Below are 17081 nucleotides of genomic sequence, written 5' to 3'. Positions count from 1 at the left end.
AGCCCGGATAGAGTTCATGGCATTAGAGGTTACTTTGACGAGGTTTGCGATGTCCCGCACGATCCGTTTTCACAAGTTTGGTGGTGCCGAGGTGCTCAAATGCGAAGAGCATGCGGCGGCTCTTCCTGCGCCAGGAGAAGTGCAGGTCCGTGTCGAAGCGATCGGCATCAGCTGGTATGACACCCTTTGGCGCCAGAACCTGGCGTCTTCCCAGGCCCGCCTGCCATCAGGGCTGGGGCATGAAATGGCCGGCGTGGTAACGGCCGTCGGTGAGGGTGTCGACGATCTGGCCGTGGGCGACAAAGTCGCCAGCTTCCCCGCCGAAAGCCCGAACGATTACCCGGTGTACGGCGAGGTCATCGTATTGCCGCGCACCGCCCTGACCCGTTATCCCGACGTGCTCAGCCCGATCGAAGCCGCCGTGCATTACACGCCGCTGCTGATCGCCTATTTCGCCTACATGGACCTGGCAAGGGTCAAGCCTGGGCAATTTGCCCTGGTGACCGACGCCAGCCATTGCGCCGGCCCATCCTTCGTACAGCTGGGCAAAGCCCTGGGTGTGCGGGTGATCGCAGCCACCAAGACGGCCGACGAGCGTGAATACCTGCTGTCGCTGGGTGCTGAAAAGGTCATTGTCACCGAAGAGCAGGACTTGCTGATGCAGATCAACAAGCTCACTGACAGCCGTGGCGTCGATGTTGTGTTCGACGGCCTTGGCGGGCCGCAGATGTCGCTGCTCGGTGATGTGTTGGCGCCCCGCGGCAGCCTCGTGCTGTATGGCCTGCAAGGCGGAAACCAGACGCCATTCCCGGCCTGTGCGGCGTTCCAGAAGAACATCCAGTTCTTCGTGCACTGCATCGGCAACTTCACTGGCAAGCCGGAACTGGGCATTGTCCAGGACCAGGTGGCGTTGCAACGAGCGCTGCGCGACATCAATCAACTGACCGCCGACCGCGTGCTGCTGCCGCTCAAGACTCGGGTGTTCCCATTCTCCGAGTTCGTCGAGGCTCATCGCTACATGGGCGAGTGCCCTTGCCGTGAACGCGTTGCCCTTCAGATCGTCGATCCCGCCTGATCTGTCCCTTTGCGCAAGAGTCATTGTCTACGGCTCTTGCGCGGTCTCCGGCCGATTCGGCCCCGATCTCTCCTTATCATCGCGCCCGCTCGACGCCAAGCGTAGCTGCGCCTGGACGCGTGCTGTCGAGGCTGCTGCCCAATCGCCCAGGATCAACGACCCGCAAACCCAACTGAACTGGTTTTTGCCGTCAATCTGTATCTTCTAATCATTATTTAAGTCTTGATAATTGAACGCTTGTTTCTATCAAGGAAGAAAGCATGGCGCGATATCAATATCTAAAGTTCATTCCCGCTAGTGCATGGCCTGGTCGCATTTGCCTGCTTTAAACCTATCTATCAACATTTGGAGGGCATGACCCGGCGCACATGGAGTTGGCGCTAGGTTTGTTCTTTATTTTACGTATCCATTGTCTGTGGGACGCTGTAAGAAATTTCCTAGGACGCTTCATGAATATGGCGATGCTCAATAAAACAGGGGGGTTGAGGAGCGGTGTATCCAGCAGGTACGACGACTTTTATATGTGTGACAAATAATTACCAGAGGCAAGGTGTGAGCGGACTGCTAATACTGTTTGCAATAACAAAGTCTTTCATCCAGGCCAGCTCGCCCTGCAATCAAGTCGGCGCGGGTATGGCGCCGATAATCGAATTTCCAGGTAAATGGCTATGAGTGCAATTCATGAGCAGGCAATGACCTACGTATACCAACAGATGTTGCAACGCTTGCTGGATTTCTATTCCCGCGCGGAACGCACCGCAATACAGCTTTTGGTTCAGCGTCTGATCGTGGCAGCTGGCGGCGTTGAGCGAGTCGGCGATTATCGTGTGCTGATGGTCCAGACTGGCAGCCGGGAAAGCTTTTACGTCCTGACGGCCTTACGGGCGGCGCAGTTGACCATTGCGGGCCGGTATCCGGCGACGTTCAGCCTGCGCGTCGTGACCCCACGCATGGGCGATATCTCACAAGCCACCCTGGAAAACATTCATCGCTGCTACAGCGCGCTGTTCGTCTACGACGACACTCGCGTGGAGCTGTTGATGGCCGACAACCGTGAGGTGACCCCCTTCAATCATAGCAAGCCGTTATCGACGGCAGCGCGGGATGCCAACCGTACGGACTTGTTGATGTTCGGCCACCTTCGCTCGCCTGATAGCCTCTTGGGCCTGGGCGATGAGGGCTACCTGGCGATGGCTGAGTTCTACAGGAACATGGCGCGCTGGGGAACGGGGGTGGACTCATGGGTCAGTAGCGACACGCCACGGCAGCAGAAGCAGTTCATGACCGGGCTTCAGCGCGCGTCCAGGAGGTTCGGCCTGGTCATTGAGCCGAGCGGTGGTTTCGATGGCCTTTTTGCACAACTCGATGCCATGGGAGGCGAGCTTTTCCGACAGTTCTACGGCCAGGAAAACATCGAGCCATGGCGTCCCGAAGGGCGTTTCGAGGCGTGTCGGCGGTTGGGGCGCGTCAGTATCGATGATCTGATCGTCGATCGGCTGGAAGAGAGCAACTGGTCATTGTTCGGCGAGTTCCTGGGAGTGCGCCCCGATGGGCTCGTTGCTCCGACGCTGGATCACGAATATCTCAGTCCGTACCTGTCGGCCCATTTGTATGGCTTGCAAGCCTGTTACCTGCAAGGGCGAAGCTATGAGCACGGGTATGGTGATTACGTCCAGCGCACGATCATGATCATGCATCGCAAGCAACTGCCCATGCATATCTGCCAGCAGGTCCAGGAACTGTTCGGTTCGCCCTCGGCCATGCCTGAGCGCCGCGCCCAGGCCGCCGTCGAAGCACAGGAAACCCTGGGGCTTAGCGAAACGCAATTGGTGTGCATGTTGTATGCGCCCTTTATTGGGAGCGGCGCGGGCCTGGAAAATTACTTGCGTTGCTGCCATCCCGACATGCTGTTCGCCCTGCCGGAGTTGCGCAACGCAATAGAGGGTGGGCCCGCCACTGAGGAGGCGAAGCAATGGTTGTACGAGTTCAGCGGCCTGCCCGTCGCCTTGCTCAAAAAGGTGTACCAGTCCCCCATTGCTGTCTCGGAACAGCCAATCGTGACTGTGTCCGCCCGCCGGTCTGTGCCTGAGGCGCCCGATTCGAGCGAGGACGAGCAACGCGCCCGTGAATTTTACGAACGCTGGGCACGCTGAGGAACGAGGCTTGAGGGATTTCGTTTTCAGCTCCAAGGTAGGGCTGGCAGTGGCACGTTTCATGGGGCTTGCCTCATGAAGGGAAGTCGTGAACCCGATTTTGCCTACCAGGCGGTCTACAGGTACCTGACAAACCTGATCAATGAACTGGGCGCTGATCCTCGGGTGCGCTTACCATCGTTACGCCAACTGGCCGAGCGGTTGAGCGTGTCCATATCCACCATCCAGTACGCATATTCCCTGCTGGAGAAGGAAGGGCGCGTTTATTCGATCGCCAAATCCGGCTATTACGCGTTGCCGGTGCCTTGTGTGACCGTCCTGGGCGACGGTGACGACTTGCTCGAAACCATGTACGTCAATGCGCGTCGGCCAGGCATGCTGGTGCTGGGTGCTGATGAGCCGGCGTCATTGCAGTCGCTGGACAGTCCACTCCTGTTGCTTGAGCGCGAGTTGTTGCGCCAGTACCCGCGTGCATCCCAGATGCCTTCGCAACCCTGGGGCGAGCAGGAGCTGCGCATGGCGCTGGCGGCTCGCTACACCTCTTCGCCCGCCCGATGCTGGAGCGCCGATGACGTCTATATAGGCGCTGACCTGCGTGGGGTGCTGGAGATCCTTATTGCCGTGCTGACGTTGAAAGGGGCGACTGTCCTGGTTGAGTCGCCTGGTGACTGGACTGTCCTGCGTTTGCTCCAGGCTGCTGACGTCCAGGTTATCGAGCTGCCATTGATGGCGAGCGGGGACATCGATGTCGAACAACTGGAACTGTTGCTGACAAGCGAGACGGTACGGCTCGTGGTGCTGTCTTCGGTCCTGAGCATGCCGATGGGCACGTTGAAAAGTGAAGCCAACCGTCGAGAGGTCGCGCATCTGCTGGAGCGGTGCGGTACGTGGGTGCTGGAGAACGACAGTTACACCGACCTGGTATTCGAGCCAGGCAGCCCTCCGTTCCGGGATTTGGTCGATCCGGACCGGCTGATTGTCTACTCCACGTTTGAAAAGACCATTGGTCCCGAGGCGCCCTATGGTTATGTGCTGTCACGGCAATTGACATTGGTTTTGCAACGACAATTCCTTTTGCGTGCGTTTCGCCTGTCGCCGATCCGCCAGAAAGCGATCGCGCGCTTGTATGGCAATGGTCGGATCGACCAGCACCTGCTGGTATTGCGGCGCCTGCTGCGGGAAAACGCTGCTTCGACAATACAATTGATGCGTGATCGGTTGGGCGACTGCCTGCACTGGGTCGAACCCGAAGGTGGCGCAACGGTGTGGGCTCGATCATCGAGGCAGGCCGATATGCGTGGGGTATTCCAGCGATTGCTTGGCAGGCGCATTGTCATTGCGCCAGGGGAGCTGTTCAGTGTTCAGGGCCTCTACAGCCAGCATCTGCGCCTGACTCATGCATTCCAGGGCGCGGATGATCCGGACGCGGCGTTCTATGCGTTGGCCGAAGCATTGAGGCATGGACAATCATGATCGCAGGGCGATGGATCGAACCCATCGCGTCATGGTCGAACTGTCAGTAAACTGCACCCATTTTCGAGCCACTCCATTCCGAGGTTTTGCATGACAGTCAGTCCATTTGCGGGCAAGCCGGCACCGGCAGAGTTGTTGATCGATATCCCGCGACTGGTGACGGCCTATTACACCGGCCGGCCCGACGCCTCGGTGGCGACCCAGCGCGTGGCTTTTGGTACTTCGGGGCATCGCGGCAGTTCTTTCGACCTGGGCTTCAACGAGTGGCACGTACTCGCCATCAGCCAGGCAATCTGCCTGTTCCGGGAAGCCCATGGCATCGACGGCCCGCTGTTCGTCGGTATCGACACCCACGCACTCTCCACGCCTGCGGGCGCCAGCGCGTTGGAAGTGCTGGCCGCCAATGGCGTGACCGTGATGATCGCCGAAGGTGATGAGTACACCCCCACGCCAGCGGTTTCCCATGCCATCCTGTGCTACAACCGCGGCCGCACCACTGGCCTGGCCGACGGTATCGTCATTACGCCGTCCCATAATCCACCGCAGAGCGGCGGCTATAAATACAACCCCACCAATGGTGGCCCGGCAGATACCCATATCACCAAGTGGATCGAAGCCAAGGCCAATGAGCTGCTGACCAACCAGTTGGCGGGTGTCAAACGCATCAGCTACGAGCAGGCGCTCAAGGCCGAGACCACCCACCGCCACGATTTCCTCAATACCTACGTGGCTGACCTGGTCAACGTCATTGATTTCGATGCCATCCGCGAAGCTGGCTTGCGCTTGGGCGTGGATCCCTTGGGCGGAGCAGGGGTGCGCTACTGGCCTGCGATTGCCGAGCACTACCGCCTGGATCTGGAAGTGGTCAACACACAGGTGGACTCGACCTTCCGCTTCATGACCGTCGACTGGGACGGGCAGATCCGCATGGACCCGTCGTCCAGCCACGCCATGCAAGGGTTGATCGGCCTGAAAGAACGTTTCGACGTGGCCTTTGCCTGCGACCCGGATCACGACCGTCACGGCATCGTGACGCCAAGCGGCGGCCTGTTGGCGCCGAACAATTACCTGGCGGTGTCCATCGATTACTTGTTCCAGAATCGTCCCCAGTGGCGGGCTGACGCCGCAGTCGGCAAGACGGTAGTCAGTAGCGGCCTGATCGATCGGGTTGCCAAGCGCCTTGGCCGACGCCTGTATGAGGTGCCGGTGGGCTTCAAATGGTTCGCCGATGGGCTGTTCGATGGCTCCCTTGGCTTCGGCGGCGAAGAAAGTGCCGGGGCCTCGTTCCTGCGCAAGGACGGCGGGGTGTGGAGTACCGACAAGGACGGCCTGATCCCGGCATTGTTGGCTGCTGAGATGACGGCTCGCACCGGTCGTGATCCAAGCCAGGCCTACCGCGCCCTGACGGATGAATTGGGTGAACCGTTCTCGGTGCGTGTCGATGCCAAGGCGAGTCCTCAACAGAAGGCGTTGCTGAGCAAGCTATCGCCGGATCAGGTCCAGTCCACCGAGTTGGCGGGCGAGACGATCCAGAGCATCCTCAGCCATGCGCCAGGCAATGACCAGGCTATCGGCGGATTGAAAGTCATGACCGAAAATGGCTGGTTTGCGGCGCGTCCGTCCGGTACCGAGGACATTTACAAAATCTACGCCGAAAGCTTCATTAGCGACGATCACCTGAAACAATTGGTGGTCGAAGCCCAGGCGTTGGTGGACGGTGCCATTTCCGGGCAGTGACTAATCGCCGTATCGCGAGCAAGCTCGCTCTCACAAGCAATGCATATCCTTGTGGGAGCGAGCCTGCTCGCGAAAGCGTCACCACTAAGCGCCGCGATACCAACCTGCCATATCACTTTCAGTTCATCGCCTAAATCCCTGAGACAAAAGCTTTTGGCTGGAAACCGGTAGCGAATCCAGACACCATAGTCGCCATGGTTCTGAACACCGGAGTCCCCAGCGTGTCGCTACACAGTCCCGATCTTCCCCCTGATCTCCTGCCCTTGGCCCAGATGTCCTGGTTCAAACGCCTGGCTGCGCGTTTTTTCGGCCACGGCCTGACGCGCCTGCGCGCCCAACACCGCGCATCATGGTTGCACGGGCAAGCCGACGGCTTTCGCAGCGGTCATACCGCCGGTTTTGAGTATGGCTACAAGGAAGGCAGGGCCGACGGGCTGGAAGCGGGACGTCAGGTCCTGTTAATTCGCGACTCACGTAGTACCCAGCACCCGGCCCCGCAAGTCGATGACCTGTTGTTCGATGATTGGCGATTGCCGCTGACCGCCGAGCTGAAGAAACGCATCAAGGCGGACGTGGCGCGATTGCTACCAGCCCATGCACAGCCCAGTAGCGGGCAATGGAAGATGATTTTCAGCGACACGCCAGCCACTTCAGTGGTGGCGGGCGCAGGCGCGGGCAAGTCAACAACCCTGGTGCTGCGTATTGTGCTGCTGTCGCATTATCTAGGGTTCGAACTGGACTCTATGACTGTGGTGACGTTCACCCGGGAATCGCGGAAGGACTTTATCCAGAAACTCATCGAAACGTTTGCCCTGTGGGGGCGCAAAGTCAGCCAGAAGGACGCCCGGGATCTGGTGCGCACCTTCCACTCGCGTATCTTGCCCATGGTCCGCAGCCTGCCGGGGTTCGAGCGGCTCCAGGCCTTCGAGACCTTGAGCCTCCGCGCCGGAGCGGATGACGATGACGCCCAGGGCAACCCGTTCGACTTGCGCATCAACGATGCCCAGCGCCAGCAGCTCAATGCCTGTTATTACAACCTCTATCAGCGTGACGAGCGTTTCCGCGAGCTGATCCAGCCGCTTTCCCGTCATGCCCTGCAGCTCAAGGAACTGGAGCGCGACCATCCGGACGTGCAGAAACGCGTGGCTGTGACGGAATTGGCCGCACAGCGCGATGAGGCACTGTGCGACGCCATCGAAGACCTGTGGTTTCGTGCGGGGGCTTGGCCGATCAAAGGCATAGAACCGAAACGCCAGGTGTTCGAAATCAACGGGGCGAGATTTTATTGCCATGGCTACATCAAATCCCTTGATACCTGGGTGATGCTGGGATTCGATCCGCAGGAGAACCCGCAGCTCAGCCGTCCCGGTGCCAAGCTGAGTGTGCGTGCGGAATGGGCCGTAAAGCGCACCCTGTTTCAAGCTTTCTGTCGCAAGCCTTTGATATGGCTTGATAAGTATGAGGATTCAAAACGCCTTCTGTCCGCCGTGGCTGGGGATGCCAGCGCGGGCCCCGGGTTCGACTACAAGGTCAAGGGCGAGCTGACATCGGCCCCTTTGCTGGACTGCTTTGTCGCAGCGGCGGGGTTTATCGAGAATCTTGGCCTGGATGTACCTGAAGCCGTCGGCAATATGAGTTTTTCCAGCAACGACCCGGATCGGTATTTCTTCGAAGCGTTGAGTCGTTTCTGGCGTGCGTTCGAAGATCATCTGCTGGATCAATCGCCTCCGGTCATGACCTATAACCGGATGTTTGCGTTGTTCAGCGAACACTCCCCGGAAAACTTCAAGCTGCTTGATGACGCCCTGTTGAGGCCGTTGTCGCATTTGATGATCGACGAATTCCAGGACGTTTCGCCCCAGATCGTGTCTTGGCTGAGGGCGAGCCTGCGTGAAGTGCGCAGGCGTGGCGCTGCCCTGCATACCGGGCGCGGCGCCCAGCGTTCTTCCTTGTTGTGCGTGGGTGATGACTGGCAGTCGATCTATGGCTGGCGCGGCAGCTCGCCGAGTTTTTTCATGGATTTCAACAAGCAGTTCCCGTCACCGGCCAACACTCGGGTGATGCTCACCGACAACTACCGCAGTCACCAGCACATCATTGACGCGGCTGAGCACATCGTACGCGGAGCGGCAGCCGTCCCCGGCAAGAAAGCCAAGGCCAGCGGCACGCCTCGTTCGCCAAGCCCGGTGACGGTGTTGGACAGGGACGATGAAGGCTTGGCGCGGCGGCTCGATGAGCACTACCGCAACGGCGATTCGATCTTGATGCTATATCGAAAAAGTAGCGATAAGTTGCTGATAAATAAGCATATTAATCCGATAGTTAATGTAGATTCTAGCTTGCCCTATCCGCAACGCCGCCTCAGGCAAATGACTTATCACAGCGCCAAGGGGCTTCAGGCTGATGCGGTATTCCTGCTGGGGGATTGCCAGCACCTGACCAGTTCACCCTACAAGAATCAGGTCTACCGGATGGCCGGGTTGGGACAGGACGGTGACGCCGAACCCTATGATGCAGCGCAAAAGGATGAAATCCTGCGCCTGGCGTATGTAGGCATCACCCGGGCGGTCCAGCATTGCTATTGGTACGTCGATGGCCAGGATAGCCAGGCGGCCAATGCACCCAAGGCGTCGGACCGGATCGGAGTGGGCAAGCCGTTTTTCAACGATCATCGCCGTGCTCGCGGCTGATACGCTGACGACCGTTTGGTGACCCACAAAAAAGCCCACATGAAAATGTGGGCTTTTTTGTCAGGAAGCGAATCGTCGCAAGCCGACCGGTGGCACAAAGGCTTCAAGCTCGGCTTCCACCGCTTCGATGATTCGCTCCACGTCAGGGGCGTTCATCACCGTCGCGCAGGGGATGCCGGCGATTGCGATCATGGTTTCGCCGCTGGCACGGTCAAACAGCCGGGCGACCATACTGCCTGGCGCGTCCATGCTGGCCTCGAAGCCCATGGGATGGAAATGCCAGCGCATCAACTGGCAGGCGTTGGGGAACGTAACCTTGCTGAAAGATCCTTTATTCATCTGTAGCCCGCCTTCTTCATCAAGCGCTTCCGTTTGCTCATGTCAGGAAGGAAGAGCCCTCATGGCTCTACCAGTGAGAACTAAAAATAGCACCTGAAAATGAACGCCACGTGGATTTTTTCAGTCCGTTTGGCGATTGGTTCATTTTATTTGATCTGCATCATGACCTAAGTACAAATGCTCAGAGTGCCATCATGGTCGTCCCACAGTGTCCTGAAAAGCCGCCAATGGCTCTGGCTCGCGGTATTTGAAGGCGATGAAGCCTGCCAGCACCACCAGGGAAAGGGCGACGATGAAGGTGACGTGCAGCCCGTCGGCAACAGCCTCGGGAGTGGCGGAGGGAGTACCGTTGGTCGGCAACATGGCCGCGAAGACCGCGCCCAGCATCGCTGCGCCACTGAAGAAGCCGAGGTTGCGCGACAAATTGAGCAATCCGGCAATCACGCCGCGTTGGTTGGCGGGGATCTCGGCCATGACCGCCGCATTGTTTGCTGTCTGGAACATCGCGTAGCCCAAGGTCGTTACCATGATCGCCGTGACGTAACCGGCGATGCCAAGCGTCGGGGGAACCAGCGACAGCAGCAGGCAACCGCTCGCCATGGTCGCCAGCCCCAGGAGCCGCATGGGACGCACCCCGAACCGATCGGCGAGGCGCCCAGCAGGCATGCCGGCGAGGGCGGCGACGCATGGCCCGACGGCCAGTACCAGGCCGACAATGGCCGACGGGAGCCCCAGCGCGATCGACAAGTAGAATGGCCCCACGAGCAAGGTCGCCATCATGACCGTTGCCACCAGCGCGCTCGTCGCCAGGCCCGATACCAGCAAGCGATCGCTGAACATGGTCAGCGGGATCAGCGGCGATGGGCGCCGGCGCTGCGTCTGGATGAATAATCCACCGCTCAGAATGGCAGTCGCCAGCAGGCTGACATTCAACCCACCGAAATGCCCGCCACCCAGCGTCATGGCCAAGGCGTAGGCGCCAAGGGCTGCCGCGAGCAACAGCGTGCCCGTGACGTCGAAACGCACCTTCTCGACATCGACGGCTCGCCCGGCGGGCAGGGACCGCCAGGCCAGCAGTAAGGTCAGCAGTCCCAGCGGTACGTTGACCAGGAACAACGCCTGCCAGCCAAATCCGGTCATCAACAAACCACCCAAGGAAGGGCCCAGTGCGGTGCCTACCGCGGATAGCGTGGCGAGCAGTCCCATGGCGCTGCCCACCCTTGCCTTATTGACCGTTTCGCCGACTAGGGCCAGCGTCAGCGTCATCATGATGGCGGCACCCAACCCTTGCAGGGCTCGGGCGGCGATCAACAGCCACAGCGACGGCGCGAGGCCGCACAAGGCTGACGCAAGCGTAAACAGCGCGATTCCCGCCAGTAACAGCTTGCGTCGGCCAATCAGGTCGCCCAAGCGTCCGAGGCTGACGATCAGTGTGGTGATCGCCAGCAGATAGGCAAGCACCACCCACTGAACGTGCTGGAACGAGGCGTCGAACGCTTGGGCCAACACAGGCAACCCCACGGCGGTGACGCTGGCACCCAGCGACGCCAATAACGTTGACAGCGCGAGGCTGGCCAAGGCCTCGCGCGCGGAAGCAAGCGGTTGCGAGCCGCTCGTGGGTGACAGGCTTGGTTTCATATTGGCTGGTTTCATCATGTTTCCTCGCGATCCGGTTCGCCTATAAAGCGCTGCGAGAACGGTACGCGGTGGCATAACATGGCGGAAGACGCACGAGTTGCATGTTATAGCTGCATGAAACGCTATCCATCCTATCCAAGGGCCCGATGATGTCCACAACCGATCTCAACTTGCTGGTCACGCTGGACGCGCTCTTGTCTGAAGGCAGTGTGGCCGGAGCCGCCCGGCGGCTGCGGCTCAGCCCTTCGGCCATGAGCCGGGCCTTGGCGCGGTTGCGCCAGGTCATCGGTGATCCGTTGTTGGTGCGGGCGGGGCGCGGACTGGTTCCGACACCGCGAGCGCTCGAGTTACGCGAGCAGGTCAGCCAATTGGTGCAGGGCGCTCAGACCGCGCTGCGTCCGGTGCAGGCCCCTGACCTGCAGAGCGTGAAGCGAACCTTCACGCTGCGCACCCGGCAAGGCTTCGTGGAAAATTTCGCGATCGAGCTGATCGAGCGGATTGCCAGGCAGGCTCCGGGAATAAGGTTGCGGTTTGTCGAAAAGACCGACAGGGACAGCACGGCGCTGCGCGAGGGCATCGTGGACCTGGAGACCGCCGTAGTAGACGAAGACACCAGTCCGGAACTGCTGACGCAAGGGTTGTTCGGTGACCGTATCGTTGGCGTCGTGCGGGCAGGACATCCGCTGAGCCTTATCGATGTAAGCGCCGCTGATTATGCGGCGGGCGAGCACATTGGCATTTCCCTGCGTGGCTTGGAGCACGGCTCCATCGACCAGGCCCTTGGCGCCTTGGGTTTGTCCCGAAACCTCATCACCACCGTGCCGGGCTTTTCCACCGCGCTGGGGCTGGCGCGGTCCAGTGACATGATCGCCAGCGTGCCGGAACGCTACAGCACCCGTTTGCGCCTTGGCATGCACACGTTCGCATTGCCGTTCGTGCTCCCCGGGTTTACGGTAGCCATGCTCTGGCATCCGCGCATGGACGCTGACCCCGTGCACCGCTGGATAAGGAGCTGCCTGCGAGAAGTGTGCGCGGGCACGATCGAATTGTTGTCAGAGGGAACGTATTAGGTGAATAAAAAGAATATTGTCGCCGCGCTGGTGTGCATCCTGGCTTCCACAAGCGCGATGGCGGAACTACCGGATCAGTCCATCCTCAGCCGCTACGGCATAGCCTCGGATCAGTTGCCGACCGGCCAGGCCGATGAAACCGTTGACGCGTCTTCCGGGAAATCTCACTTCAAGGTGCCCCTGATCGGGCCGTGGGGCGTCGTGGTCCCGAGCGATGCGATGAAGCCGCCCATGACCGGAAATATAAGCATCGATCAGTCAGTCCAGCAGGATCAGGAGCGCTGCCGACGCATGCAGAACGAGGCGTTGCGCCGAAATGGCGGCTGGGGAGGATGGGCAGGGTGCCCGAGCATCAGTATCGAGCCGCAAATCACCACCGGTTTTACCCGGTGAACCAGGCCAGCCCTCCCGTCGAGAGGGCGCGGATTCCATCAGTCTCCCTTGCGTATCGTTGCCACTTCGTCGGCGCGGACCCGGACTTTCTTGCCCGATATGTCTTCGAACTCGTAGAAGCCATCGGCGGTACGGGTATTGGGCGTGTCCTCGGTCAAATACTGGGTACCGTTTTGCAGCGTCACCACGGTGGGTGTCGCGCAGCCGGCCAGAGCCAGGAACGCCATGGCGGCCAGGGGCAGGCCCAGAAACCTGATGTTCATAATCCGTAACCTCTTGATCAGAAGGGTGCAGCCCGTCTGATTCGACCGGGCCATCACTGAGTTAACCGCCATTTGTCCCGCTTGCCGTAGGAAAGTTCATCGCCGCTTTAGGGATTTCACCTTTAATAGTAGGAGACCGCTCATCTTTTGCAGTTGCCTGGGCCCTCGGTAGCTGATATCTGTACGCATAACCAGTATCCAGCATTTGTGGCGCCCGCTTCCGTGACAGCCAATCCCCTCGACGATCCCTTCTACTACCTGAACAACTTCCAGCGTGTGCTCGTCTGGCTGAGCCAGCGTTACGCGGATGTGCTCAGCGCTGACGAACAGCAATTCATCGATGCTTTCGCAGCACTGCCGCGTTCGTCCCAAGGCCTGCTGGTGCGGCTTGTGATGCGCAAGGGCCTACATTTTCGCCACAGCAAGCTTCACTACGCGGAAATCGGCGAGATCAGCGCCGCCGTAGCGCCGTTGTTGGCGCTGGGCTGGGTCGAGGAGCAGGCCAACCTGAGCCTGGTCGAGCTGTTCGATGTGCTGCTCAAGCCGGAAATTCTCCTGTGCCTGGGGCATTTGATCGAGCAGCCCAAGGCAAAAAAGGCCGAGTGGCTGCTGGCCCTGGCCGATCGCTTCAGTCAACCCCAGCCGTTTCGCGTCTGGTGCCCCCAGCTTGAAGATCGGCTGTTCAGTATCACGGTCATGAACCTGTGCGATCGCCTGCGACTGATGTTTTTTGGCAACCTCTACCAGGACTGGTCGGAGTTCGTGCTGGCGGACCTCGGCATCTTCACCTATGAACTCGTCGAGTTCAGCGCCGAGTCCCGGGGGCTGCGCAGCCGCGAGGACATCGATGCCTGCCTGTTCTTGCATGACTGCCAGCAACGTTTCGAAACCGGCGAACCACTCGAAACGATCGTCGATCACGTCAGCGCATTGGCCCTGGACAATCCTTGGCTGGAGCGACGCCGAGGCAAATTGCTGTTCCAGATGGGCCAGCATGGCGAGCGCATCGGCGATTTTGCCTTGGCGTTGTGTATTTATCGCGACTGTACTTATCCCGGCGCGCGGCTGCGGATGATTCGTGTGCTGGAGCGCATTGGCGAGCACACGTTGGCCCTCGAACTGGCCGAGACGGCCGCGCAATCGCCGCAAAGCGCGGCGGAGTGCCAGGCCTTGCTGCGGATCGTGCCCCGGCTGCGGCGCAAGCTGGGTGGCCCGCCGGTACCGCGAGCCGTCGCCCGGGAAGTGGAACGGCTGGATCTGCATTTGCCTCGCGTCGATCCCATGTTGTCGGTGGAGTATTGCGTCCAGGCCCACCTGCATGAAGAAGCCGCTCCGGTGCATTACGTCGAGAACAGCCTGGTCAATTCGCTGTTCGGCCTGCTGTGCTGGCCGGCAATTTTCGCGCCGCTGCCGGGGGCTTTTTTCCATCCGTTCCAACGTGGGCCGGTGGACCTGCTCAACGAGGATTTCCATGAGCGCCGCGCCGAGCTGTTCGCGGCGTGCTTCGCCGAGTTGGATGACGGCCGCTACCGGGACACCATCCGCCGCCGTTACGTGCAGAAGTGGGGCGTACAGTCACCGTTCGTGTTCTGGGGCTCGCTGTCCGAGACGCTGCTGGACCAGGCCCTCGAGTGCCTGCCGGCGGAACACCTCAAGCACTGGTTCAACCGCCTGTTGCTGGACATCAAGGCCAACCGCGCCGGCATGCCCGACCTTATCCAGTTCTGGCCGCAGCACAAGACCTATCGGATGATCGAAGTCAAAGGCCCCGGCGATCGCTTGCAGGACAACCAACTGCGCTGGCTGGAGTTTTGCCATGAGCACCGGATGCCCGTTGCCGTCTGTTACGTGCAATGGGCGGAGCAGGGTGCATGAGCGAGGTGCCGAGCTACAGCATTGCCGTGCGGGCGTTGTGTGAATTCACCGCCAAGGTCGGCGACCTGGATCTGCGCTTCACGCCGTCTCCCACCGCGCTGGAGGGGATTGTCGGCCACCGCACCGTGGCATCGCGGCGCAGCGAGGGCTATCAGGCCGAGGTCAGCCTCGAGGGCACCTACCAGACCTTGCGGGTCAAGGGCCGGGCAGACGGCTACGATCCTGGCCGCAACTGCCTTGAGGAGGTCAAGACTTACCGGGGCGACCTGGGCAAGCAGCCGGACAATCACCGCCAATTGCATTGGGCCCAGGCGAAGATCTACGGCTGGCTGATGTGCCAGAAATTGCAGTTGCCGCAGATTGATGTCGCGTTGGTGTATTTCGACATCGTCAGCGAAAAGGAAACCTGCCTGACCCATCACTTCGAGGCGTCGCAGCTCCAGGCATTCTTCGAGCAGCAGTGCGCCCTGTTCCTGGCCTGGGCCGAGCAGGAAATGCATCACCGCCAGGCGCGCAACCGAGGCGCGCAGGCCCTGGTATTTCCCCATGCCGGCTTCAGGCCCGGGCAACGGCACCTGGCCGAGTCGGTGTTCAAGGCCGTCAGCACCGGTCGTTGCCTGATGGCCCAGGCGCCGACCGGGATTGGCAAGACCGTCGGCACGGTATTCCCGATGCTCAAGGCTCTGGCGCCCCAGCGATTGGACAAGGTGTTCTTCCTCACGGCGAAAACCCCAGGACGCAAACTGGCCCTGGACGCGGCCCGGCTGATCACCGACAACGCCCCGGCTATGCCGTTGCGGGTATTGGAAATGATCGCCCGGGACAAGGCCTGTGAGCATCCGGACAAAGCCTGCCATGGCGAATCGTGTCCACTGGCCCGCGGTTTTTATGATCGCCTGCCGCAAGCGCGAGCGGCGGCGAGCCAGGTAACGCTGCTTGATCAGGCGGCCTTGCGCGACATTGCCTTGGATCACGACATCTGCCCGTACTACCTGAGTCAGGAAATGGCCCGTTGGGCCGACGTGGTGGTGGCTGACTACAATTATTACTTCGACTTCAGCGCCTTGTTATTCGGTCTTGCCCAGGCCAATGGCTGGACTGTCGCCACCCTGGTGGACGAAGCCCACAACCTGGTGGAGCGCGGACGGCAGATGTACAGCGCGACCCTCGACCAGGCGGCGTTGGCGGCGCTGTTGAAGACGGCTCCCGAACCATTGAAGAAAGCCCTGCAGAAGGTCAATCGCCAGTGGAACGCCCTGCATGCGCCGCAGGTTGCGGCTTACCAGGCCTATGAAAAACCACCGGACAACTTCCTCCACGCGTTGGGGGCGTGCACGACCGCCATCGGTGATTACCTCAACGACCATCCGCAGGGCCTGGACAGCGGCCTGCAAGCCTTCTATTTCGACGCCTTGCAGTTCGGCCGGGTCGCCGAGTCGTTCGATGAACACTTCCTGTTCGACATCCACAAGCGCGAATCCACGCGCCAACGCAGCTTCTCCGCGCTGTGCCTGCGCAACGTGGTGCCGGCCGGTTTCCTGCGGCCCCGGTTCACGGCGTCGCGCAGCAGCGTGCTGTTTTCCGCGACCCTGAGCCCCCGACGGTACTACGCGGACTTGTTGGGTACGCCAGCGGACACGGTGTGGATCGATGTCGAATCGCCGTTCCAGGCCGAACAATTGGATGTCCAGGTGATCAGCCGGATTTCCACCCGGTTTGCCCATCGCCATGCGTCCCTCGAACCGATCGTCACGTTGATGGCCCGCCAGTTTGACGCGCGTCCCGGTAATTACCTGGCGTTCTTCAGCAGCTTCGATTACCTGCAGCAGGTGGCGGGATTGTTTGCCGAGCGGTTCCCGCACATCGCCACCTGGAGCCAATCGCGTGGGATGGGGGAAGGGCCCCGGCAGGCTTTTGTCGACCGGTTCATGGAGCACAGCCAGGGCATCGGCTTCGCGGTGCTGGGCGGCGCGTTCGGCGAAGGGATCGACCTGCCGGGCTCACGCCTGATCGGCGCATTTATCGCGACCCTGGGGCTGGCCCAATTCAACCCGGTCAACGAACAGATCAAGCAGCGCATGGCGGCCATTTTTGGCGATGGCTACGACTACACCTACTTGTATCCCGGTTTGCAGAAAGTCGTGCAGGCGGCTGGCCGCGTCATTCGCACCCAGCAGGATCGCGGAGTGGTGATGTTGATCGATGACCGGTTCGCAGAGACCAAGGTGCAGCGTTTGCTGCCGCTGTGGTGGTCAGTCAAATCGGAACAACGCCCCCCAACCTGTGGGAGCAAGCTCGCTCCCACAGGGGTAGCGTGTGTGCATGAGCTTTGCATTCAGCGCAGGACCATTTGTGGAAGCGTGTAGCCATACATA

At 60.4% G+C, this 17081-nt stretch carries 12 protein-coding genes; 9 read left to right on the top strand and 3 right to left on the bottom strand.

Annotated elements, in window-relative coordinates; translation table 11 throughout:
- Positions 1–49 precede the first annotated feature (49 nt).
- The 5 genes from FHK92_RS04960 (at position 50) to FHK92_RS04940 (ending at position 9128) form a co-directional block, all read left to right on the top strand.
- Entirely contained in the window at positions 50–1075 is a 1026-nt protein-coding gene (locus tag FHK92_RS04960) for a zinc-dependent alcohol dehydrogenase family protein (protein WP_030138714.1), read from the top strand.
- Between the two features lie 668 nt (positions 1076–1743).
- The gene (locus FHK92_RS04955; RefSeq protein ID WP_181287091.1) at positions 1744–3228 is read left to right on the top strand and encodes a hypothetical protein; all 1485 of its coding nucleotides are present in this window, start codon (positions 1744–1746) and stop codon (positions 3226–3228) included.
- A gap of 75 nt (positions 3229–3303) precedes the next feature.
- On the top strand, positions 3304–4701 hold the full coding sequence (locus FHK92_RS04950) for an aminotransferase-like domain-containing protein (RefSeq protein ID WP_181287090.1): 1398 nt from the start codon (positions 3304–3306) through the stop codon (positions 4699–4701).
- A 90-nt stretch (positions 4702–4791) separates the two neighbouring features.
- On the top strand, positions 4792–6438 hold the full coding sequence (gene pgm / locus FHK92_RS04945) for a phosphoglucomutase (alpha-D-glucose-1,6-bisphosphate-dependent) (RefSeq protein WP_181287089.1): 1647 nt from the start codon (positions 4792–4794) through the stop codon (positions 6436–6438).
- Between the two features lie 221 nt (positions 6439–6659).
- The gene (locus FHK92_RS04940) at positions 6660–9128 is read left to right on the top strand and encodes a UvrD-helicase domain-containing protein (RefSeq protein ID WP_181287088.1); all 2469 of its coding nucleotides are present in this window, start codon (positions 6660–6662) and stop codon (positions 9126–9128) included.
- Between the two features lie 60 nt (positions 9129–9188).
- Here FHK92_RS04940 and FHK92_RS04935 read toward each other — a convergent pair whose 3' ends face one another.
- Positions 9189–9467, bottom strand: a complete 279-nt coding sequence (locus FHK92_RS04935; protein ID WP_003201764.1) for a DUF1652 domain-containing protein — start codon at positions 9465–9467, stop codon at positions 9189–9191.
- A 192-nt stretch (positions 9468–9659) separates the two neighbouring features.
- On the bottom strand, positions 9660–11120 hold the full coding sequence (locus tag FHK92_RS04930) for an MFS transporter (RefSeq protein WP_181287087.1): 1461 nt from the start codon (positions 11118–11120) through the stop codon (positions 9660–9662).
- A gap of 134 nt (positions 11121–11254) precedes the next feature.
- Here FHK92_RS04930 and FHK92_RS04925 point away from each other — a divergent pair, with 134 nt between their 5' ends.
- Both FHK92_RS04925 and FHK92_RS04920 read left to right on the top strand, forming a co-directional pair.
- Positions 11255–12175, top strand: coding sequence for a LysR family transcriptional regulator (locus FHK92_RS04925; RefSeq protein ID WP_181287086.1), 921 nt, complete (start codon positions 11255–11257; stop codon positions 12173–12175).
- Positions 12176–12568: a hypothetical protein gene (locus tag FHK92_RS04920; protein ID WP_181287085.1), complete on the top strand. Its 393-nt coding sequence runs from the start codon at positions 12176–12178 to the stop codon at positions 12566–12568.
- 38 nt (positions 12569–12606) lie between these two features.
- Here the strand turns inward: FHK92_RS04920 and FHK92_RS04915 are convergent, their stop codons facing one another.
- Positions 12607–12831 carry a YgdI/YgdR family lipoprotein gene (locus tag FHK92_RS04915; protein ID WP_030138722.1) on the bottom strand — a complete coding sequence of 75 codons (225 nt, stop codon included), beginning with the start codon at positions 12829–12831 and terminating at the stop codon, positions 12607–12609.
- Positions 12832–13053: 222 nt separating this feature from the next.
- Here FHK92_RS04915 and FHK92_RS04910 point away from each other — a divergent pair, with 222 nt between their 5' ends.
- Positions 13054–14706 carry a VRR-NUC domain-containing protein gene (locus FHK92_RS04910; protein ID WP_181287084.1) on the top strand — a complete coding sequence of 551 codons (1653 nt, stop codon included), beginning with the start codon at positions 13054–13056 and terminating at the stop codon, positions 14704–14706.
- Positions 14703–17072, top strand: coding sequence for an ATP-dependent DNA helicase (locus FHK92_RS04905; RefSeq protein WP_181287083.1), 2370 nt, complete (start codon positions 14703–14705; stop codon positions 17070–17072). The genes FHK92_RS04910 and FHK92_RS04905 overlap by 4 nt, the downstream gene beginning before the upstream one ends.
- The last annotated feature ends 9 nt before the right edge of the window (positions 17073–17081 follow it).

It is taken from the genome of Pseudomonas brassicacearum subsp. neoaurantiaca, assembly GCF_013608025.1.
Lineage (GTDB): Bacteria > Pseudomonadota > Gammaproteobacteria > Pseudomonadales > Pseudomonadaceae > Aquipseudomonas.
Note: the sequence above shows the minus strand (reverse complement) of the source record. Positions and strands in the feature narration are given on the sequence as shown.

Bases quoted from the DNA above. Each gene is read 5' to 3' on its own strand.
- FHK92_RS04960 (WP_030138714.1), top strand. From the start codon at position 50: ATGTCCCGCACGATCCGTTTTCACAAGTTTGGTGGTGCCGAGGTGCTC.
- FHK92_RS04955 (WP_181287091.1), top strand. From the start codon at position 1,744: ATGAGTGCAATTCATGAGCAGGCAATGACCTACGTATACCAACAGATG.
- FHK92_RS04950 (WP_181287090.1), top strand. From the start codon at position 3,304: ATGAAGGGAAGTCGTGAACCCGATTTTGCCTACCAGGCGGTCTACAGG.
- pgm (WP_181287089.1), top strand. From the start codon at position 4,792: ATGACAGTCAGTCCATTTGCGGGCAAGCCGGCACCGGCAGAGTTGTTG.
- FHK92_RS04935 (WP_003201764.1), bottom strand. From the start codon at position 9,467: ATGAATAAAGGATCTTTCAGCAAGGTTACGTTCCCCAACGCCTGCCAG.
- FHK92_RS04930 (WP_181287087.1), bottom strand. From the start codon at position 11,120: ATGAAACCAGCCAATATGAAACCAAGCCTGTCACCCACGAGCGGCTCG.
- FHK92_RS04925 (WP_181287086.1), top strand. From the start codon at position 11,255: ATGTCCACAACCGATCTCAACTTGCTGGTCACGCTGGACGCGCTCTTG.
- FHK92_RS04915 (WP_030138722.1), bottom strand. From the start codon at position 12,831: ATGAACATCAGGTTTCTGGGCCTGCCCCTGGCCGCCATGGCGTTCCTG.
- FHK92_RS04905 (WP_181287083.1), top strand. From the start codon at position 14,703: ATGAGCGAGGTGCCGAGCTACAGCATTGCCGTGCGGGCGTTGTGTGAA.